The organism is Salinimonas marina, assembly GCF_015644725.1.
In the GTDB taxonomy this organism is placed as follows: domain Bacteria; phylum Pseudomonadota; class Gammaproteobacteria; order Enterobacterales; family Alteromonadaceae; genus Alteromonas.
The window spans coordinates 2,778,585-2,800,265 of the sequence record NZ_CP064795.1 but is presented as its reverse complement, the minus strand read 5'-3'; the positions used below and the strand labels follow the sequence as shown (position 1 = coordinate 2,800,265).

Sequence of the window (21,681 nt, the reverse complement as noted above, 5' to 3'; positions counted from 1 at the left end):
TCAGAATTTTAACTCTGACATGACATATAAAGCACACAATGTGCCAATAAGATAAATAAAGCCGTAAGCGTAAATAATAAAAATAATAGACGCTTTTTAAATTTAGTTAGGAGAAACCCATGAGTTTATTTGTAAATACCAATGTTTCATCTTTGAATGCTCAGCGCCAGTTGTTCAATTCAGGCAACGATTTGTCCACTGCATTTGAGCGTTTATCATCAGGTTTTCGGATCAACAGTGCTAAAGACGATGCTGCCGGTCTGCAAATTTCTGACCGCATGACCTCGCAAATTATGGGTCTGGACCAGGCCGTTAGAAATGCTAACGATGGTATTTCACTGGCACAAACCGCCGAGGGTGCACTTTCTGAGTCTACCACTGCCTTACAACGTATTCGGGTGCTGGCGGTACAATCCCAAAACGGTATCAATTCATCATCTGATCGTTTGGCTTTACAAAAAGAAGTGTCTGCGCTTAAAGCTGAAATCGGACGAATTGCAGATACAACCCAGTTCGGGGGCGTGGATATTCTGTCGGGCGGGTATTCGGCAAAGTTCTTAATTGGTGCAAATGCCGGCCAAACCATCAGTGTTAATATGTCACGTTCAGATGGCTTTAGTTTCAAAGGCTTAAACGGTGGCGATGATACGTTGAATGTCACCACAGAAAAAGGCGCCTCTGCGGCTATGAAAGCCATAGATGCGGCCATCTCGGTAATTGATGCCAAACGGGCCGACCTGGGTGCCATTCAAAACCGCTTCCAGTCGACAATTCGGAATCTGAGTAACATTTCTGAAAATGTATCCGCTGCCCGTTCTCGAATTCGCGATACCGACTTTGCCACGGAAACAGCAAGTCTGACTCGCAACCAGATTCTACAACAGGCAAGCACCACCGTATTATCACAGGCGAACCAGCGTCCACAGGCGGCATTGTCTTTATTAGGTGGTTAATAGGATTTCTAGAATAGAATTGGGAAGGAGTTGAGAGGCCAGCCCGGTAAAGGATGGCGGTCATACGCGACCGCCCCTTAAATAAAACGCCGACTAACAGGACTGAGAGTGTAGAAGATGTGGTTGAGAGGCCAGTTATTTTCTACTATATTTCCTGCCAGCCGACTTGAAACGCTTTTTGCTCTATCTCCTAACGTGAGCAGAAATTGGCCGGAGTATATTACTCCGGCTTTTTTTATTTTTATTATTCTTCACGAATTTTATAAAGCAATCCTAGTGCCAATCCTGAGCTTTACTTTATTAATGATATTATAATGATCGGCCGATATAAAGGAATACGGCTACAGTGCTTTCCCTCAAGGACTTTACCTCCATGGATTCGTTGCAAAAAAATATACTATCGGCACTAAACAGTATCTTCAGTCATCGTCAAATTTCTGACAACGACAAACACATTCTGGCGACCATCGAACACGAAACAGAAAAATTCGATGAAGCTACCCGGCAGAAATTTGCCTCCGAGTTACTTCAACGAGCTTTGCCACCTGACAATCCGGTGCCGCTTTATTTCTTTTTGTATGACTGTTTAAAAGACATTCGGTTATTAGAGCGAGGATTGGACTTTTTGCCGGCCCGACTGAGCCTGTCATTGTTTTATGAGGTGTACTGGAATATCAGCCAGCGTGTATTTACCAGTACGGTTGGATCAGCAAAAATCCACCGTTACTTACGTGCGCAGTTCGACGATATCCGGCAGGATCTTAATGGATTTTTAGCCGAAAACGGGTTGGGGCAGTTTAGCCCCTGCGGACGGGTGCCAAAAACCATTGCCATCATCAGCCCTCAATTACTGAACATGCGCCACTCACCAACCCGCGAAGCATTCAGCCTGGCCCTGCACCTGAAACGATATCATGGTTGTCAGGTGTATATTTTCAACACCAACGCCATGCACTATGAAGGTAACAACAGTCTAAAGCTGGTTAGCTTTAGTAAATATCATGCCAATCTCGAGTTAAAAGGCGCACAAACCACCCGCATCGATTATCTCGACTTTCATGAAGAGGTTAATATTATCAGCTTCGAGCCTGGGCTTATGACCACCCAAAAAATAGCAGGCATTTTGGATACTGCCGCAAAACTTAAGGTTGAAGCGGTGATTGCTCATGGCGAAAACTTACTGGTGATGGAAGCGCTATATAAAAAACTGCCTTCGCTTTTTGCTACTACCGGCGTCGTGGTTCCTTTTCATCATTGTGATGCCTACTTTGTCCCGGGTGATTTGGTAAATGAACATACTTTGAGCCAGGCCAGGCAATACCAGCATACCGGAGAAATCATGTATGAAGGTATGTTGGTCACACCCGAAGGCAAGGCTGAGCAACCGTTAAAACGCGAAGAGTTTGGATTGAACGAAACCCAGTGGCTTTACCTGGTGGTGGGGACACGTTTAAGTGCCGAGCTAACTCCGGGGTTTATTAACGTCATTGAACAAACACTGGAAGCCCAACCGGATGCGGTAGTAATCTTCGCCGGAACCCCGCAGTTATCGGTAGATAAGATTTTCAGCGACCATTTGCTATCTGCTAAACGTCTGTTGAATATCGGGTTTCATCAGGATCTGGCTGGGGTTAGTGCCATGTGTGATGTGTATCTAAATCCCCATCGAAACGGCGGAGGCACCAGTGGCCAAACCGCGATTATCAATGATCTGCCCATCGTTACACTAAACTATGGGCATGTCAGCACTTTGATTCCCAACGCTCTGCGGGCGCAGGACTGGGAGGATTATTTCCGACAAATTTGTTTGCATCGCAGCCCTGAGCACTATGCACAGGTGTTACGCCAAACATTATCGTATTTCGCACAAAACAGTAATGCACGGGCCCAGGTTGAGCGTATGTATAACAGATTATGCAAGATTGCTTTAACGTATTCCCGGTAAGTACTTAACCGCGCAAAAAGCCTGGCATGTGTCAGGCTTTTTTTTGTCTGTAATTCGGCTAACAGCGTGTAATACATGACGCTTAGAGATCAAAAAATATATTTAATTTCAGAAGTTTATTAAATTTTTTAAAAAAAGGTCAAAATTAAACTAAAGGTTCTAAAGCTTTGGTCGATACCTTTAGCTGAGGGGTAATTTAACTGGTGAATGTTGAAGTGATTCAGCGCACCATTAAGAGGTCGATTTGCGGGAGTAGTGACCCGCAAATCAGAAATTAAAAATAAGAAAGGAGCGGGTGCGGCGGTAAAATGCGCCGATCCCCAGGAGGTAAACAATGTCTTTATATGTAAATACCAATGTGTCTGCATTGAATGCGCAGCGCCAGTTGTCTGATGTGGGCTCGAAGTTAAATACTTCATTTGAAAGATTATCGTCGGGTTTTCGAATCAACAGCGCGGCGGATGATGCCGCCGGCATGCAAATTTCAGATCGTCTGACCTCCCAGGTTCAGGGTTTGAATCAGGCAGTACGTAATGCCAACGATGCAATCTCGTTAGCACAAACCTCCGAAGGTGCGTTGTCTGAGGTTACCACTGGTTTACAGCGTATTCGACAGCTTGCTGTTCAATCGCAAAATGGGGTAAACAGCAGCGCCGATCGAAATGCGTTGCAAAAAGAAGTGTCTGCGCTAAAAACCGAGGTAACCCGCATAGCCTCTGACACCCAGTTCGGGGGCGTAGATCTGCTGTCGGGAAGCTTTTCGGCTAAATTCCTGGTCGGTTCAGAAGCAGGACAGACTATTGATGTGACTATCAAAAATAGCGGTGGCTTCAGTGCTGGTGGCTTGGGTGTGGGCAAAGTTGATATCAGTACTGAAGCTGGTGCCGGCAGTGCTTTGAATAAAATTGACGCGGCTATTTCAACCATTGGTAGTGCCCGGGCTGACCTGGGTGCCTTGCAAAACCGGTTTCAGTCGACTATTCGTAACTTAAGCAATATCTCTGAAAACCTGTCAGCGGCACGTTCTCGAATCCGTGACACTGATTTTGCCACTGAAACGGCAGAGTTAACCCGTAACCAGATTGTCCAGCAGGCGTCGGTCTCGGTGTTAAGTCAGGCAAATCAGCGTCCGCAAACCGCGTTGTCTCTATTGGGTTAAGTTAAACCCAAACCATTAAGAGCAACCCAGGCAGACCGCTGATTTTTCAGGGTCTGCTTTTTTGTTTCTTTGAGGGAATAAACATGGATATCATCTCAGTACAAAGTGGCCAGAAATTTGCTGTAAGTGACGCACAGTCGATTTCGGTAACGCCTATAAAATCGACTACCGACAGTACCGCTAACACCGACGAATCATCTGGCCAAAAAGCCAGACAAAATGTTCAAGGAACGGCAGATCTGGTCGATAAAGAGTTATCTAAACCGCAGGAAGCGGATATTGATGTCGCGGTGGAGGAGATCGAATCCTTCTTACAGATACAAAATCGCAATCTTGCATTTTCCGTCGACGAAGAAACAAAGCGCTCGGTGGTCACGGTAAAAGACAGCGCATCTGGCGATGTAATACGGCAAATTCCTTCCGAAGAAGTACTGCGCCTTGCCGAGCGAATTAAAGATTTGCAGCAAGATATAGGCAGCAGTGTTGGGGTGTTGATTAACAACAAAGTATGATGAGGTAAATCATGTCTATTCAATCACTGGGTGTAGGCTCAGGTCTGGCGCTGGATGATTTGGTAACGCAGTTGCTTGAAGCAGAGCGTACGCCCAAAACCGCCCGACTGGACGCACGCGAAGAAAAGATAGAAGCGGAGATATCCGGCCTTGGCCAGATAAAATCTAAGCTGTCGGAATTTCGCGATACCGTTAAGGAGCTGAAAACCGACCGTGATTTGGGAGGGCGTGAACCCACGATTACCAACCCGGAAGAAGAAACAGAAATATTTACGGCTGATGCCTCCAATTCGGCATTACCGGGCATCTATAAGGTGGCGGTTGAGCAAATGGCCTCCGGAAGCCGTATTGAAACCGCAGATGCCGCAGCGGGTGGATTTGCCGGTTCCGATGACAGCGTGTTGAATGCCGGTAGTGGCTCATTGACGTTCAAAGTAGGCAGCACCGGTGACAGTTTTTCGGTCAATGTTACCGCCGGCATGACGCTGGCGCAGCTGCGAGAAGCCATCAACGACAATGCCGATAATTTTGGTGTCAATGCCAATATTATCGATACCGGTACAGCGGCAGGGGGGCAAAACTGGTTTTCACCTCCGAAATTACCGGCACTGGTAATGATTTGTCGATTGTTAATGATAACAATCTGGCGGATCTTAATCGGGTTGCTACCACAGATTCAGCGGAAACCGCCAGTTATCTGACCCCGGTGAAAACGGCAGAAAATGCCCGCGCCACTATCGATGGTATTATCGTGGAAAGCGAGACCAATAAATTCGATAATACAATTCAGAATGTGTCATTTGAAGCCAAAGAAGTCTCTCCCTTAGACTCGGCAGGCAAAGCCATCGCCTCGACCCTGAATATTGGTTTTGACAAAGAAGGGCTGGAAGAAAAAATTCGTAAGTTTGTTGACGATTACAACGGTATTGTCGACGAAATTAAAAAGCTGACAAAATATGGCGAATCGGATCTGGAAGATGATGGTGCGCTGGCAGGAGACTCGCTGCTGCGCGGAATCCAAAGCGGGTTAGCAGGTATTGTCGGTGATAGCGTCGGCGCTTCGGCCTTGGGCGGATTGTTTCGCCTGGGCATTGAAATTGATTCTGATGGCAAAATGGAGATCGGCTCCTCAGATTTTGGCCTGGGCTCAGGCGAAGATCGTTTAAAAGAAGCACTGGAAGATTCCTATGACGACATTTCTTCGTTGTTTACTGATGAAAACGAAGGTATCGCGGTCCGCTTATTTGACTTTGTAGAACAGTATTCTTCATCCAGCGGGCTTATCAGCCTGCGGGAAAAGTCAGCTAAAGACAATCGTGAAGAAATATATGATGATCGCGAGACTCTTGAGCTTCGAATGATGAGCTATGAGCAAACATTACGAGACAAGTATTTAAATTTAGACCAGACCGTCGCCAAGCTTAATCAGACTGGCTCTGCGTTGCTGGCCTCATTAAGATAAGGTAGTTAGGAGTTTTTATGGCACTTAAAGGTATTAATGCTTATCGCAAGGGTAGTCTGAAAGAAGATATTGCTAATGCAGACCCTCATAAGCTGACTCTGATGCTCATGCAAGGCGCCCTGGACCGTGTAGCCTATGCCAAAGGCGCTATGGAACGTAAAGATTATGTGGCGAAGTCAGAGTTTTTATCCCGGGTTACGGCCATACTCATTAACCTGCGCGACACGCTCGATTTAGATGTTGGCGGCGAAGTAGCGCAAAATATGTTCGCCCTTTACGATTATATGATTGAAAAAATCAGTGAAGGCCACGTGCGCAATGATTTAAGCATGCTGGATGAGGTGATTAGTTTACTAACTCCTATTCGTGATGCCTGGGTTCAAATTCCTGAAGCGGCAAAACAGGAAGCTTACGCCGCGCAACGTGAAAAACGTCAAGCAGTGTGATAGCTCTGCAGTTAAATCATAATCATACTCCAACAGCGCTGGCGCATCTTAATGAAAAGCTTGAGGCGTTGTTGGCAGATTCTGAGGTAGAAGACGAAGTACGTTTTGAACGAATGCTTCAACTTGTTCGACAGCGCGACAGCCTCATTTCCCAACATTTATCTTCCCTCGACGAGTCCTCACGTCGACAATTTGCTCAAAATGAACTGAGCGTCAATAATCAGTTGAATGAACTGGCCCAGAGCTTGCTAAACTCTGCTAAGAACGATATAAGTCACTTTATCAAAAGCCAGAGTGCTATAAAAAAGTACAAATAAAATGCTTAAAAACATACATTTGCATGTTGATGTCGAGGAAAGTCGTCAGCATGCAGTAGAGCAGCAGGCCGCCGAATTTATGGCATCTCGCAAGCGCCAGAATATCAGCGCGTTGCAGCGTTATATGCCAAACCTGCTGCAATATCTGCAAGCGCCTGTGCAAAGTAGTGTTTCGCTACTGTGTAACAAACATGGTGAGATCAATCTGATTGACTATCAGTCTGGCCGTGTGTTTTACAGTGAATTTCCCAGACAGGAAGCCCAGCGGCAGGTACAACAGTTTGCTCAAAACCCCTTGTATGTTCCCTTGGCAGGCACCGTTGATACCACCCCCAGAGATTATAAATTGCTGCACGGCCTGGATAGCCCGGTGGCCCACAGATACCGGTCGGCCAAGCCTGTGGCAGGTACGATTGAAGTGTTGGTGGTGTTAGGTCTGGGGTTGGGCTATCACATTGAAGAGTTGATAAAACAATATGATATCCGTCACCTTATTATCTATGAGCCCGAGCCGGACCGGTTAAAGTATTCGCTCACTATTGCCGACTGGAAAGCAATTTTGCAGCAGGCGCAGTCTAAACACACCGGAATTTATCTTCAGGCTGGAAACAGCGGTGCTGACTTAAGCGCCCATATCAGGGAGCTTTCAGAACACGTAAACATCGAAGGTTTTTATCTGTATCAGCATTATCCTGATCGGGTCTTTAACCAGCTAGCCGAAATGCTGGCAACCCACACTTGGCAGGATTTTTCCCAGCTAATGCCAGGCTCGGTAGAACACCGTGCCAATGAAAACTATGTCAGTGTTTGGCAGGGACATAATCAATACCAGCAGTGGTCGACAGAGGCACTGGATACCGCACGCTTCAATGATAATATTGCTGCATTTCGCCAGTACTTTCCGGCTATGGCCAAAGAGTTCGAAAATTATACGCCTTTACACTGGCAGCCGATGGCAAATGCTGAGGGTGAAGTGAATGTTTTTCATAAAAATACCCTGGCTGGATTATACAGCGATCATCCCCGGCAAGATTGTAATGCAAGTTTGCAAAACTTTGCCCGGCGTCCGCATAAAGACAGTCTGGTTTTAGGCTATTCCGGCAATAAGCTACGCAGCTACCTGCATTATCAGCTGGTAGAAAAAGTACAGCATGTACTTAACGATTTGGAAGAAACGAAAGGCGAGTTGCCAGCGACTATCAGGTCTATGATCATGTTTGGCATGGGAGTAGGCTACCAGTTGCCTTCGCTCTACACCGATTATCAGGTCGAAAAGCTGTTTATTTGCGAACCTAATCGCGACTATTTTTTTGCTTCGTTGTACGCCATCGACTGGGCCGCCATCTTAAAACAAATCGATGACAATGATGGTCGTATCTATTTAAATATCGGCGATGATGGCAGCAACCTGGTCCACGATCTTCTGATGCAGTTCCATACCATCGGGCCATATGTGCTAGCAAGTACTTACTTCTATCAAAGCTATCACAATGACGCGCTGTCTAATGCAATAGTGCAGTTACGAGAACAATTGCGGGTGATCATTTCCATGGGGGATTATTTTGACCATTCCCGTTATGGGATAGCGCATACCCAGTGGGCCATAAAACATAACACCCCATTTTTGAAGGCAGCGGCGAAATCGCAATTGTCGCAGGAGATGCGGGAGACACCGGTCTTTATCATCGGTAATGGTCCTTCACTGGATGCGTTGATGCCTTTGGTAAAAGAATATCAGCATCGGGCGATTGTTATCTCTTGTGGTACCGCGCTGCAAAGCCTGCACCGAAATGGTATTACACCGCATTTTCATGCAGAAATTGAAACCAACCGGGCTACCTTCGACTGGGCTTGCCGGGTGGGGGATTTTGATTATCTGAAACAAATCAGCTTACTGAGCTGCAATGGGATGCATCCGGACACCTGTGAACTTTATAAAGATGTATTTTTCGCCTTTAAAGAAGGCGAGTCGGCCACAGTCAGTATTACCGAGTTATATCCTAAACATGAGTGGGCAGTGTTAGGTAAAGCCTATCCCACGGTAACCAATTTTGCCATTGACTTTATCACTCAGGCAGGGTTTGAGCAGTTATATCTGTTTGGCACCGACATGGGGTTTGTGGATAAAAACCATCATCATTCTAAGGCTTCAGGCTATTACGAAAATGGTCAGCCGACCTATGATTATTCAAAAGAAAATAATACCTCGCTGGTCATCCCTGGTAATTTACGGCCATGGGTCAATACCAAATATGAATTCAAGGTTTCTAAATCGGTAATCGAACAGGCATTGGCTGCAAGTGCGGTAGAAGCCTACAATTTGAATGACGGGGCGAAAATCGCTGGCGCTAACGCCCTGCCACCAGAGAACTTGTTGGTTTTGAGCAGCGAAAACGCGGTTACACAAACCCTGCATCACTTTAAACAGCACGCTTTTGAAACTATTGAGCCTGAAGGCTTTGCTGACCGTTTTCATCAGCGTTATCGAAGCGATAAGCTGGCCGAGGAACTTGCTGAATTTCGGGAATTGGTGCAATCGGTCCCTCAGGATCGCGCTAAGGCGCATGCCTGGGTAGAACAACAGCGCCAGTTCACCATCGATTCATTCAAACAGCATCAGTCGTTGTTGTATTTTTATCTGACCGGCACGGTTAATTACATCAATAGCGCATTGATGAAAACACTGAACATCACGGATGAAGCACTGAGTATGCAGGCATTTGGGTCGATAGCCTCAGCATGGAATGAGACCCTGGAGCATATAGAGCATGCGCTAACCCAGTGTCAGTATCATTTTGATGGGATATCGAGTTACCCGCGCGAGCGTAGAGTACAACTGTTTCAAAAGAAGCTCAGCCATATGACTTCTTTTCAGATTATTCCGGCCCGACTAAGTCGTCTTAATCAATTCATCTCCTTAGGTCAAAGCAACATAAGCCCGGGGGCCAACCCAGCCAAAGTTTGTCAGAAAAATATTTTGTTTATTGATGACTTGCCGGACCCTGACAGGGGCGATTGGGTTATTGGTCGCGCTGACTGTATAGTGGTTAAAGCGTTCCCCACCCTTGAAAAATTGCTACGTAATGGCTTGAGCCATCGGCTTATTTATTTACCGGGCGACTTCCGATTGGCTGGTCATCCGGTGAACTGCAATGATATGGCCAGAGTCACCGCTGCAGCGTATATCGCGATGGAAGATCAAACACCTAAGGTGGTTGTTCCATTGTTGGGAAGGTGTATAAATTCTTTATCAGAAGAAAGGTTTTTTGATACAGAATTTTTCAATAGATTTCATGCGTATCGTGCTACTGATCAATTGTGGTTTACTGCTGAAGAGCTACCATCGGAATGTCACAAGACTATCTTGGGAGAACGGCTATCCTATATACACAAACTCAGCGCTTCAGATTTCAGTACGCCTCTTTTAACTCCTGAAAAATTTATGATGCGGTGGGAGCAAAATAAATCTCTACTAGAAGAGGTAAAATAAATCATGTCCTTATTCGATAACAAAACCATATTGGTTACTGGCGGGACGGGCTCTTTTGGGCATCGTTTTGTTAGCCGAGTTTTGCAAGACTACCGGCCTAAAAAGCTCATTATCTACTCTCGCGATGAACTTAAACAATACGATATGCAGCAAATCCATAACGCCTCATGCATGCGCTATTTTATAGGAGATGTGCGGGATAAAGAACGTCTTATCACCGCCATGAAGGACGTAGATTTTGTGGTGCATGCCGCTGCCTTAAAGCAGGTCCCGGCTGCCGAATACAACCCTCAGGAGTGTATTAAAACCAACATTGATGGGGCGCAAAATGTTATTGATGCGGCAATAGCCAATAACGTGGAGCGTGTGGTCGCCTTGTCAACGGACAAGGCAGCGAACCCGGTGAACTTGTATGGCGCCACCAAACTGGCATCAGACAAGCTGTTTGTGGCAGCAAATAATATCTCAGGTGCTCATGGGCCTCGCTTCTCTGTGGTCCGCTATGGCAATGTGGTCGGCTCCAGAGGTTCAGTAGTTCCATTTTTCAGAAAGAAAGTTGCTGAAGGAGATACAGTACTTCCGGTAACCGATCCAAATATGACTCGCTTTTGGATCACCCTTGATCAGGGAGTAGAGTTTGTTTTACAGAGCTTCAGACGCATGCAGGGAGGCGAGATTTTTGTGCCTAAAATTCCTTCAATCCGCATTATAGATTTAGTTGAAGCTTTCACTGGTAAGCGTGAGTATGAGGAAATAGGTATTCGCCCTGGCGAAAAAATTCACGAGATGATGGTGCCTGAAGAGGTAGCGCACCATAGTGTGGAATTCGATGACCACTTTGTGATTCGTCCGCCGATTAACTTCTTTGACAGGAATATCAATTATTTCTGTAACAAGTTAGGGGAGCAAGGCAAAGCAGCTGAAAAAGGTTACGAATACCACTCGGGTACCAATCCGCATTTTTTAAGCGTATCAGAGCTTAAGCAGCTTAATGAGGGCGCTGAATGATTCCTTATGGGAAACATACTGTCGGGGAAGCTGATATTGCCGCAGTAGTCGAGGTGCTGCAACATCAGTTTCTGACCCAGGGGGAACAGGTTCCCAAATTTGAGCAAATGCTGCAAGCTTACTGTCAGGTGAAGTATGCGCTGGCGGTAAACAGTGGCACCTCGGCGCTACATGTGGCTTGTCTGGCGCTGGGCGTGGGTGAAGGCGATATTGTATGGACCTCCCCTATCTCTTTTGTGGCTTCGGCTAACTGTGCTTTATATTGCGGTGCTGATATAGACTTTGTGGATATTGACCCTGCAACACGCAATCTCTGCATTGAACAACTGCAACAAAAACTCCAGCGGGCTTTGAAACACAACCGACTGCCAAAGGCGATAGTGGTAGTGCATTACGCTGGGCTAAGCTGCGATATGGCCGCCATTCGCACACTTACCCAACGTTATGACATCGCCCTTATAGAAGATGCCAGCCATGCACTTGGCGGTTCTTATTGCAATGCAGCGGTGGGAAGTTGTCAGTATAGCGACATTACGGTTACCAGTTTTCATCCGGTGAAATCTATTACCACCGCCGAGGGTGGTGCGTTATTAACAAACGATAACGCGCTCTATGAACAAGCAGTTTTGTTTGCAAAACACGGGGTTACCAGGGATCCTGCAAAAATGTCGGGTCATAATCACGGACCATGGTATTACCAGCAGGTGGAGTTGGGCTACAACTATCGCATGAGCGATTTGCACGCCGCGCTAGGGTGTTCCCAATTATCTCAATTAGATGATTTTATAAGCGCACGGCGAAATATTGCGCGTTATTATCTCAATGCTTTGGCCGAATTGCCATTACACTTACCTGCAGCCAGTGATACCAGTGCCTGGCATTTGTTTGCAGTGGAGCTTACTCAACATTGCCGGCATGATGTTTACCGAAAATTACAACAGGCCGGAATAGGCGTGAATGTGCATTACATCCCCATTCACCTGCAACCTTACTATCAGAAGTTGGGGTTTAAAAAGGGATACTTTCCGAAGGCGGAAGCATTTTATGAAAGCGCTCTAACACTACCTATGTATCCTGGTTTACAACCCGAAGAGCAGAGCAAAGTAATAGAGCAGCTAAGCAATATTTTAAATACCTAAGCGTATTTACACAACTCTGAGAGGTTGAACACAAAGTATGTCTGCCGAATTAACTGCGCTAATGACGACCTTTAATAGTGCCAGCTATATTACGGAGGCTATCGACAGTATTCTGGCTCAGTCTTTTACTGATTTTGAACTTCTTATACTCGATGATGGGTCATCTGATGAGACCGTAGAGCTAATTAAAGTCTTTGATGACCCGCGTATCAGGCTGATAGAAAATCAGGAGAACAAAGGGGTTGGTTTCAGATTAAATCAGGCACTTCGTTATATCAACTCACCGTATATTGTAAAAACTGATGCGGATGATATTAATCTTCCCGAACGATTTGAAGCTCAGCTTTCCCACCTGAAGTTATCAGGAGCAGATATCAACAAGTGCTATATAGAATACTTTGCCGACTCTCCATCGGTGGCTAACTCTGAAAGATTTATTAATTTTGTACAAACAAAACAACCTTTGCTCAATAGCATTGATTCAAGTAACAAAATTCATTGCGAATTGCCCCGGTGGTTATGTTTTTTACACGCTTCGTATATGGCTAAAACCGAAGCAATAAAACAGGCAGGCTATCCAGCCAAACGAATGTTTGAAGATTACGGTATGTTTTATCGTCTATTGGAAAAAGGCTATATTTTTGACTGTGTTGCTTCAGTATTGGTAAAGATTAGAGTGAGCGACACCTCAATAACCGCCACCGCAAGTACCGGTGACCTTGATGAAGGGATGAATACACTGGTGTCGATAAAGTGGCCGTACATAGCAAAATTAGCCCAAAACGGCCCCCTTTTTATTTACGGCAGTGGCGGGGGCGCTCGATCCCTAAAGCGTGTACTGGAACAGCGAAATATGCACATACAGGGTTTTATTGAAAAAGATAAAATGCCTGATGCAGAGGTTGTGGAAGGATTGCCGGTGGTTACCCTTGATGAGACGCTGTACGACTGTCCTGCCGCTAAAGTTATTGTGGCGGCGCAACCGGTTAGAGCCGAAGTTTGTGCTGTGTTAAACCACAATGCCATGCTGGAGTGGCAGGATTATATAGTGATAAACTAATGAAACTATCCATTATTACTGCCACTTTTAATAGCGAAAAAACGCTTCGGCGCTGTCTTGATAGCGTAGCCTGTCAAACTCGATTATCTGATATTGAACATATTATAATTGATGGAAGATCTACTGATAAAACCCTGCAGCTGGCTGCACAATATCCTCATATCGAAACAATACTGAGTGCCAAGGATCGGGGAATCTACGATGCATTCAATAAAGGAATTTCTCAGGCTACCGGGGATCTAGTGTATTTTTTGAATTCCGATGATGAGCTGATTGGTTCGGATATTGCTGATTTTATTATAAGTCAGTTCAAAGACGCTGTGATGTTCCTTTCCGGGGCTGTGTATTGTATCGAAGCAGCTCGTTCGTTTGTGGCGCGCGAATACCAGCCTGATGAACCAAAATCCAAGCCCCGCCATCAGGGATTTGTCTGTCGGCGTGAAGTATTTGAAGAGGTGGGCGGGTTCAATGAGTGTCTGACCATTGCTGCGGATATGTACTTTATGAAAAAAGTGGTTAGAAACTATGAGGGTGTTTGCACTGACAAATTAATAGCAAAATTTCATTTAGGTGGGGTAAGTAGTCAGATAGACAACCGCCAGAATGTAATAGCTCAGGATAAAATTGTAGAATATCTATTAGGGGATCCTGCTGCATTAGATGCCAATATAGCCGATGCGTCAATTCATACCCAGAATAATCTTTACCTAAAGAAAATTTTCAAATTATTTCTCAATGAACAGTTAGATTTCTCAGCAATGAAGGGAAAAAATATTGCTATATTCGGAACAAGGGGGCTTTCTGAAATAATTAGTGGAATAGGCCGACACTGCGATCTCCAGGTAAACTACTTTCTGGTTTCAAATAGTTCTGAGTCTCTTATAAATTCAACATTTCCCTGCTACTCCCTTAATTCAAATTTTGATAAAGAACCTGATTATGTGATCAATTGTATTGAAGGTGGGCATAGAGAAAAAATAAGTCAGAGTATTAGTAAAAGACTTCCAAGTGCTCGCATCTTAAACTGGTTTGAAATTGATAAAGTGTAAATTATATGTGTTAAATTATCTCTGAAGCATAGTTAATAATCAGTGGTGTAAAACATCAGTGAAAAGGCGGACCCTGTTCAGGGCAAATTTAGGGGGCTTCTTCAGGCATGTTATTCTGTAAATACCTCTAAATAGGATTTTGCCTGCTCATCTTCTGAATACCTTTTTCGGGCCGGTGTTAGCGACTCATTATTGACAGCCGAAGCGTCTGACAATAATGAGTCGAGTAATGTCTTCTTAAGCCCCTGGAAAGATACGTCATCACTCAGGTATACACATTTATTATCGGTCACAAAGTCGGTCATCCCCCCTATCGAAAAACCAACTACGGGCGTGCCACAAACCAAAGATTCGATGACGACATTGGGCGAATTATCTTCAAGCGAAGGTACTACTACTCTGTCTGCCAGGATGTAAGCTTCGGCCAGCTCATTTTGGTCAGCTATTCGACCTAAATTAATTACATTGCTCTTGTGACAAGCCAGTTCGCCACCGACATTAATAAACGTAAATTGACTCGCGGGCAGTTCGTCTATGAGGCGTTCAATAAAATGAAAACCTTTGCGATAAGATTTTTTTGCATCAGAGACAAATAAAATAACTTTAGTGCCCTTGGTTATATTAACCCGAGATGCCAGAGTAGCGCTGTCGGATACTTTGAATTCCTCTGGCACACAATTAAATATATGATGATGCGACTTTTTATTGAATAGTGTGCTTTGTTGCGAACACTGTAATAACCATTTGGAAGGTGACACTATAGCAACAGGGATTGTAGACGCGTTCAGGATCGCTTGCTTCTCAGCAAGTAGCATTTTCGATAAATTAGGTTCAGCAGTTTGGCGTAAAAAATGCGGCAATGCATCATCGTTTTTATAGCCCTCAAAGCCATTTGAATAATGATACCCTCCTGTAAAAGGTGCCATATCATGTAAGGTCCATACCACTTTTTTGATAATTTTTGATACGAAAAAACTAGGCCAATTCAAAAAACGTGAAGTCCAGTGCAGATTGATGACATCATAAGAGCCGATATCCGGGATATCCTCTATTCGACAGTCGCTATAGATGGAGGAAAATACATCGGTGAATTGAGATGCACTTTGGCTAATATTTTTTATAGTGGTGGTATCAATTTCTCGGTTACCAATTGTTAAAGAATTCAAACGATTTAAAATATTGGTAGGTTCTGCACCCGACATATCTTCGTAACTGTAGTGAAAAGGGATATCAGTCCGGGTTTTATGCATAGTGAGTAAGTGTGAACTAACGCCGTGTTTTAGTAGCGCATTATGTAACCTTACGCAAGCTGTTCCAGCTCCGCCACTATCGTAGGTGTTAACAAGCAATACTTTCATGATTTAATTAATTGTAGGGGGGGAATCATAGAATCCATTTGATTACAGTCCTCCAGATAAAACTGTATTTTGCCCCCACGGGTGTAATCAATCGCCGTAAAAGGAAGTTTCAGGGTTTGAGCAAAAAGAACCGAATGAAATCTCATACAGATATTATGCGTTGCGTTTTGCATCGCTGAAACAATATTTTCGACGGTGGCAAGCTTGGGGTTAAACGAAATATTCAGATCCTGCTCGTTGCTAAAGTAGGTTTCTATAAAATAACGGCTGAAGTCGCGGTCATCGTTGCCTACCACAAAATTATGCATGTGCTCCAGTCTGATATTAGAACAACCCGTTTGTTCAGCTTTTTCCCGGATAAGCTGTGCTATGCCAGCTTCCAGCTTCTTCTTTTCGGTCTGAAATTCTTCAATAGATAGATGGCGAGAGTATTCGTAGGTCCACTCTCTGAGGAAACAGCGTATAACATTGGCGCTTTGGGCTGAGTTTTGCTCAATGAAGTTTTGTTTAATGTACGGTCGGGCGAAATCGCCGCTAAGGGAGGCGTTACTAAACCCCATTGTGCTTGCTTGCTTTACGCTGGCTGAATCACGTAGATTTATGACCGTCGCCAACTCCAGAAGATTTTTTACGGCGCGTTTGAAACGGTCTTTGTGTAAAGGCCCTAGACCACACCCCTGAATTACCGTTTTAATATTATTGATTTTAGCTACTTTAAAAGCGATAAGTGGAACGTACAATTCATTTAAATCCATCAACGGTCCGCCGCCCATAACGACTTCGTCGGCACTTTTAGCATAACGAAGTAAGTCGTATGTTTTAGTCGAAACCACGGTGGCATTAATATTAAGCTCTTTACAGGTCTTCTGGGTTACAAAAGGGTACAGGCTCCCGATAACCAAGTCTAAAGTGGAGCCATAAGCAGTCTCGTACGCCTGTACTATGCCTCCCAGTATGGCTTTATCGCCCACTGTTTCAGTCCCATACCAGCCTACAATAAAGACTCTCTTTTTACCGGATGGGATAGGTATTGCCGACATAGAATTGGAATAGAGTGCAAGCAAATCTGCATTTTCTGTTCGTAGCGTTCTTAGATTGAGAAAGTCGTTGAGCTCTCGCTTTTTCTCGTTGTAGGTAATGGGGGCATGATAATCGTGAATACAGTTTTTGCAGTCTTTTTGTACAATCGCCTCTTTCTGATGGAATTTTTTTCGATACAACGCTAAAGAGGATTCATGCTGCCCATTACCAATGTCGTTAGATTTTGGAGCACAATAATTTATCTGGCCTTTAGAGCCGACTACGATACCGTCGTTGTGGTAAGGGCAGCCAATGAGTCGCTCACCACCCAGAAGCATGTTTTGAATGCTTGTGTAAGTGCGTTTTACCGAGTTTGAGTTTTCGTAATTTTGTTTTAACTTCTCGAAAAAAAGAACCAGATGATAGGTCTCATCTTCAGTGAAGTTGCGAATTACATTATCCCGATCTTCGTTATAAAGACGGTTAATAAACTCAGCAACGCGAAAACGCCCTCGCATATTATTTTTCTGCGCAAAATAAAGAAGGTCGTCGACTTCCCATACATTTTTCTTAGAGATGGTGCAGCCAAAGGTGGTGGGCACCTTCAATTCTTCGTTCAGATATGTGTAGACGTTATATGCAGACTCAAAGTTATTCTTAATGCCTCTGATTCTGTCATGTGTTTTTTTATAGCCATCTATGGAAACCATGGCAGAAAATGGCACCCCGTGATGCAGACAAAGTTCATTTATCTGACTAATTCGCTGCTTAACAGTGTTTTCTTCAATTGCGTTGGTAATAATGCTCAACCCTTTCAATGCAGGCAAAGAAAGGATTAACTGCTCATACACCTCAATAATGTCCTCCCGAAGAGTGGGTTCGCCACCGGTCACCCCCACATGGGCTAATTCAGAGTATAAGGGGTCAGCGAGCAGTTTACCTAAACCTTCAGGCGTAATCTCTACCTCGTTTTCGTTTTTCCAGATGTTGCACATAGTGCATCTGGAATTACACGTATCGATAATATTAAGGTTTAAAACCTTCGGTTTGCTGGTTGCGGACAACTTCTGCGTTTTACTTACACGGGAAATCGCTTCAAATTCGCGAAAAGTTTTTGTTAAATCTGTTCGGGTTACAATCAAACCGGTTAGCCTCAGTTAATCATATGAGCTGTACTATCTTGCTAAATAAAAGTATTCGTCACTTTTGGTCAGGGTGCCGCTAAAATCTAAAGTCTGAAAATGCATCAAGACAGCTGATACGGTAGTGCGCTTCATAGCCAGGGGCTGCGTCGACTTTCCTATGCACCCCGGTTAACACGCGAACCGTCTGCATCCCCAGTTTATTTAAATTAACAAAGTCCTTGGCGGGGTTGTCACCAATGTAAACCATATCCTGCCACTCGCAGCCTTCCGCCTGTTTTATCAGCTCAAAACAGTGCGTCGAAGGCTTGGCATGTTGCACCCCAAACCTGTGGGTAATGAAAACCCGCTTGAATAAGGCCTCAATGCCAAGGGCTTTCACTTTATTGTGTTGCACTACCTTGTTGCCGTCGGTTACCAGATATAAGGGCTTAGGCAGGCGATGGAGTAATTCAAGATGCGCTGCAGGCATACTAAGGTCAGGCTGATGCGTTCGATAAGCTGACAGACAGCGCTTTATATTGGTTTTAGTGTCCAGAGCGAAAGGCGCCAACCAACGATTGAACACGGCCCCGCGGCCTTCTTTATCCAGGATGGCAAGCATGGATTGCCACGACTCGTCCTGGTTCAGTCCCCATTTTTGTTCAGCAAAACGGGCCACCGCCCTAAAACCACTTTCAACATACTGGCGTTCATCATATAGGGTGTCGTCTAAATCGAAGATATAAATCACAAATAGCAATCCTGAGCATAACGAATCTGGGTAATCGGCGTGGGTGAGGGGCTAAACTCAATTTGCGTTAAGTCAATGCCTGCGCTTTGCGCCAGGCTCCAGTAAAAGCTATCGACGCCCGCTTTAATGCCTAATGTGGAGGCCCCGCCAAAACGGGCATTGCACTCGATAATGTGTAAACTATGACTGGCATCGATAATCGCCTGTAACACCACCGGCCCGGTTAACTGAAGAGAATGTAAAAACTGACGAATAATCGTGTCGAATTGTGGCAGATGCACCGTTTGGGTCACGGTAGACTCACCGTGTTTCACAACTTGTCGGTAGCGATAAATATGACCTTTCACCTGGTAGTGTTTATCCAGCCAGGCATCGATGCTTATCTCACGTCCTTCGATAAACGGCTGATAGATGGGGTGAGATAAACCCAGCCCATGCTGCTGAGCCTCGGTTTTGCGGACATTCAGCAACAGCGATCTGCTGCCGGCACCAAAGCGTTCTTTTACGACAAAGCGGTGGGTGTCCAGGGTCTCCAGAGTTTCGCTCGCAGATATTACCGGGCCCTCTGACCGCGCAAACTTCAGCTTGTCCAGACACACCTCCACAGCGTTAGCCTCTGCACAAATAACGTCTATATTGTGTTGTTCAAGTGCAGCGCTATGCCTTGCCCAAAACAACAGTTCTCCATCACGGCTAGGAACAACATGAGAAATCTGGCGGCGGATAAGCTCATCCATAATCTGCTGCAGGTTAGCCTCGCAGATTGCCGGCATGCACCAAAAGTCATCGGCAAAATACTGGCTTAAGGCAGTGGGTTCGCTATCGCCTGCTACCACCAGCGCCTTATCATCGAGTCTGGAAGCTGCTTGTTTGATGGCCTGTAACATCGGAATTTTAGCTGCTGAGCTGCTTATCAGTATTTTCAGCATGGGCGCTTTATTTCCTGTTTTGCTATTACCGGCCGGGCTGTATGCAAGGGTAAATTAGCACGGCGGCTTTGATATTCGGTAATACGAAAGCTTTGTTGCGGTGTCTGCCAGTTACCGTACATAAATTCAAGAAAGTCTTCGGCGTTGGTGGGCGCCCCAAAGGTCTTGCCCAAAAATTCAATTTGCCCGAAGTGGTCAAAATGCTCGGCCGGCGCAAAAAACAAACCGGCAGAGGAAACCAGTTCGGAATAGCCATTGGTGGTTTCGCGTAATTGCAAACTTAAATCAAACGGCACCCATTGGCTTGCGTCTTCGCAGGTAAACTCGATATTGATACAGGCCGGGCGTCCATCTACCTTTATCTGTATAACCTGCCACTGCACGCCTGGCTGTTGTGGCAAAAAGTGGTACAGCATTTCTGCCCGCTCCAGCAACCGGGTGAAATTGGGCGGGTCCAAAGCAAAGTCGATATCATCGTCCCAGGGGATAAGCCGCTGTTCACGTACCGCTCCCAGCAAGGTTCCCGAGTCCAGGCAGGCCGCAATATGATGCGTATCCAAAAAGCTATGCAGTTGATGCATCAGCGCATGCGCCAGCTTTAGCGTGGCCGGATGTTCGAAGGGTTTCGCGGCTTTCAGCTGCTGTTTTGGCGGAATCTGAATACGCGCTGGGTCAATCTTGAGCTCTTCGGTGAGCTGGCGGCTAATGGCATCCACCCACTGGCTGGTAATGATCAAGGTATCAAACTTCAGCGCTTGTAATCTGGCCGGCGCGATGACGGGGATGTCAAGCAGGTAAGTGCCGTGGCGCCCAGTATCATTGTCGGCCACTGCGACAATATCAACACAAGGATTTTGCTCAATAAAGTATTCCCCGGCTTTACTGGCTCCAAACAGCACCGTACGCATGCTTAAATGAGATCCCAGCTCATGGCGGTGCCTTTGGCCACCGCCTGTTTAACCGGCTTACCCAGCAATAAAGGTAAATACTTGGGTGCCAGCCCTAAACCTGGACGTACGGAGCGCAAATTGGTTTCGGTAAGAATGTCCCCGGCTTGCAAATCCTGAGCAATATACAATGAACGCCGGTGCACCGTCGATGCTTGCTCTTTAGCCGTGGCCCCATAGGTAACCCGGCCTAAGGCAATAGCAGCACGCTCGGTTTCTTCTACCAGGAGTCTGACCTCGTGAGGCTCTAAAGAAAACTCTGCGTCTACTTCACCGCCCGTGCGATCCAGCACAAAATGTTTTTCGATTACCGTCGCCCCCAGTGCTACCGCGGCCACCGCTACGCCTACCCCGGGGTATGATCAGAAAGCCCCACCTGGCAATCGAACAGCTGCGCCATATGCGGGATGGTACGCAGATTGGCATCGACCGGGCGGGCCGGGTAATTACTGGTGCACTTTAATAAAATCAGATCTTCACAGCCATTGGCCTTCAGTACTTCTACCGACTCGGCAAGTTCGGCCTGGGTCGCCATCCCTGTAGACACAATCACCGGCTTTCCGGTTTTGGCCACGGCCGCCAGTAACCCATGATCAATATTTTCAAACGAGGCGATTTTATAGCAGGGCGGGTTCAATGTTTCGAGAAACTCGACGGCAGACGAATCAAAGGGGGTGCTGAAGGCCAATAGCCCCTGCTGCTGCGCATAAGTAAACAGGTCTGAATGCCATTCCCATGGGGTCATGGCTTCACTATATAAATTATAGAGCGAATTACCTTCCCACAAACTGTCGGGATCATTGATAAAAAATTCGTTTTCGTGCACATCCAGCGTGATGGTATCAGGGGTGTAGGTCTGAAACTTGATCGCGTGTGCGCCGGCCCTGGCAGCCGCATCAATCAAAGCTTTGGCTTTTTCCATCGACTGACCATGGTTACCCGACATCTCGGCGATAATAAACGGCGGCTGATCGGCGCCAATGGTGTATTGGCCAATGGTAATATTTTTCAT

16 protein-coding genes and 2 pseudogenes are annotated in these 21,681 nt (G+C 45.7%); 12 read left to right on the top strand and 6 right to left on the bottom strand.

Annotated elements, in window-relative coordinates; translation table 11 throughout:
• Positions 1-119 precede the first annotated feature (119 nt).
• The 12 genes and pseudogenes from IT774_RS12495 (at position 120) to IT774_RS12440 (ending at position 14,540) form a co-directional block, all read left to right on the top strand.
• The gene (locus IT774_RS12495) at positions 120-953 is read left to right on the top strand and encodes a flagellin domain-containing protein (protein WP_195810058.1); all 834 of its coding nucleotides are present in this window, start codon (positions 120-122) and stop codon (positions 951-953) included.
• A 373-nt stretch (positions 954-1,326) separates the two neighbouring features.
• Entirely contained in the window at positions 1,327-2,898 is a 1,572-nt protein-coding gene (locus tag IT774_RS12490; RefSeq protein WP_195810057.1) for a glycosyltransferase family protein, read from the top strand.
• 334 nt (positions 2,899-3,232) lie between these two features.
• A complete protein-coding gene (locus tag IT774_RS12485) occupies positions 3,233-4,057 on the top strand; it encodes a flagellin N-terminal helical domain-containing protein (RefSeq protein WP_195810056.1) in 825 nt (274 codons plus the stop codon).
• Positions 4,058-4,140: 83 nt separating this feature from the next.
• Positions 4,141-4,569: a flagellar protein FlaG gene (locus tag IT774_RS12480; RefSeq protein ID WP_195810055.1), complete on the top strand. Its 429-nt coding sequence runs from the start codon at positions 4,141-4,143 to the stop codon at positions 4,567-4,569.
• Positions 4,570-4,580: 11 nt separating this feature from the next.
• A pseudogene (gene fliD, locus IT774_RS12475) lies at positions 4,581-6,031 on the top strand (flagellar filament capping protein FliD).
• A gap of 17 nt (positions 6,032-6,048) precedes the next feature.
• On the top strand, positions 6,049-6,477 hold the full coding sequence (gene fliS, locus IT774_RS12470; protein WP_195810054.1) for a flagellar export chaperone FliS: 429 nt from the start codon (positions 6,049-6,051) through the stop codon (positions 6,475-6,477).
• Positions 6,474-6,794, top strand: coding sequence for a hypothetical protein (locus IT774_RS12465; protein ID WP_195810053.1), 321 nt, complete (start codon positions 6,474-6,476; stop codon positions 6,792-6,794). The genes fliS and IT774_RS12465 overlap by 4 nt, the downstream gene beginning before the upstream one ends.
• A 1-nt stretch (position 6,795) precedes the next feature.
• Positions 6,796-10,284 (top strand): 6-hydroxymethylpterin diphosphokinase MptE-like protein, encoded by a 3,489-nt coding sequence (locus tag IT774_RS12460; protein ID WP_195810052.1) that lies wholly within the window; start codon positions 6,796-6,798, stop codon positions 10,282-10,284.
• A gap of 3 nt (positions 10,285-10,287) precedes the next feature.
• Complete coding sequence (pseB, locus tag IT774_RS12455; RefSeq protein ID WP_195810051.1) at positions 10,288-11,292, top strand: UDP-N-acetylglucosamine 4,6-dehydratase (inverting); 1,005 nt, start codon at positions 10,288-10,290, stop codon at positions 11,290-11,292.
• Positions 11,289-12,431, top strand: a complete 1,143-nt coding sequence (gene pseC, locus IT774_RS12450; RefSeq protein WP_195810050.1) for a UDP-4-amino-4,6-dideoxy-N-acetyl-beta-L-altrosamine transaminase — start codon at positions 11,289-11,291, stop codon at positions 12,429-12,431. Before pseB ends, pseC begins: the two co-directional genes overlap by 4 nt.
• A 37-nt stretch (positions 12,432-12,468) precedes the next feature.
• Positions 12,469-13,491, top strand: a complete 1,023-nt coding sequence (locus tag IT774_RS12445) for a glycosyltransferase (protein ID WP_195810049.1) — start codon at positions 12,469-12,471, stop codon at positions 13,489-13,491.
• Positions 13,491-14,540, top strand: a complete 1,050-nt coding sequence (locus IT774_RS12440) for a glycosyltransferase (protein ID WP_195810048.1) — start codon at positions 13,491-13,493, stop codon at positions 14,538-14,540. The genes IT774_RS12445 and IT774_RS12440 overlap by 1 nt, the downstream gene beginning before the upstream one ends.
• A gap of 110 nt (positions 14,541-14,650) precedes the next feature.
• On the opposite strand, the gene IT774_RS12435 is transcribed toward IT774_RS12440, so the two are convergent.
• The 6 genes and pseudogenes from IT774_RS12435 to pseI all read right to left on the bottom strand — a co-directional run bounded on the left by IT774_RS12435 (position 14,651) and on the right by pseI (position 21,681).
• A complete protein-coding gene (locus IT774_RS12435) occupies positions 14,651-15,898 on the bottom strand; it encodes a glycosyltransferase (RefSeq protein WP_195810047.1) in 1,248 nt (415 codons plus the stop codon).
• Positions 15,895-18,060, bottom strand: coding sequence for a polysaccharide pyruvyl transferase family protein (locus IT774_RS12430; RefSeq protein WP_232364982.1), 2,166 nt, complete (start codon positions 18,058-18,060; stop codon positions 15,895-15,897). The genes IT774_RS12435 and IT774_RS12430 overlap by 4 nt, the downstream gene beginning before the upstream one ends.
• 79 nt (positions 18,061-18,139) lie before the next feature.
• Positions 18,140-18,793: an HAD family hydrolase gene (locus IT774_RS12425; protein WP_195810046.1), complete on the bottom strand. Its 654-nt coding sequence runs from the start codon at positions 18,791-18,793 to the stop codon at positions 18,140-18,142.
• Positions 18,790-19,722, bottom strand: coding sequence for an ATP-grasp domain-containing protein (locus tag IT774_RS12420; protein WP_195810045.1), 933 nt, complete (start codon positions 19,720-19,722; stop codon positions 18,790-18,792). Before IT774_RS12420 ends, IT774_RS12425 begins: the two co-directional genes overlap by 4 nt.
• On the bottom strand, positions 19,716-20,630 hold the full coding sequence (locus tag IT774_RS12415; RefSeq protein ID WP_195810044.1) for a LicD family protein: 915 nt from the start codon (positions 20,628-20,630) through the stop codon (positions 19,716-19,718). The genes IT774_RS12420 and IT774_RS12415 overlap by 7 nt, the downstream gene beginning before the upstream one ends.
• A gap of 2 nt (positions 20,631-20,632) precedes the next feature.
• Positions 20,633-21,681 (bottom strand): annotated as a pseudogene (pseI, locus tag IT774_RS12410) (pseudaminic acid synthase).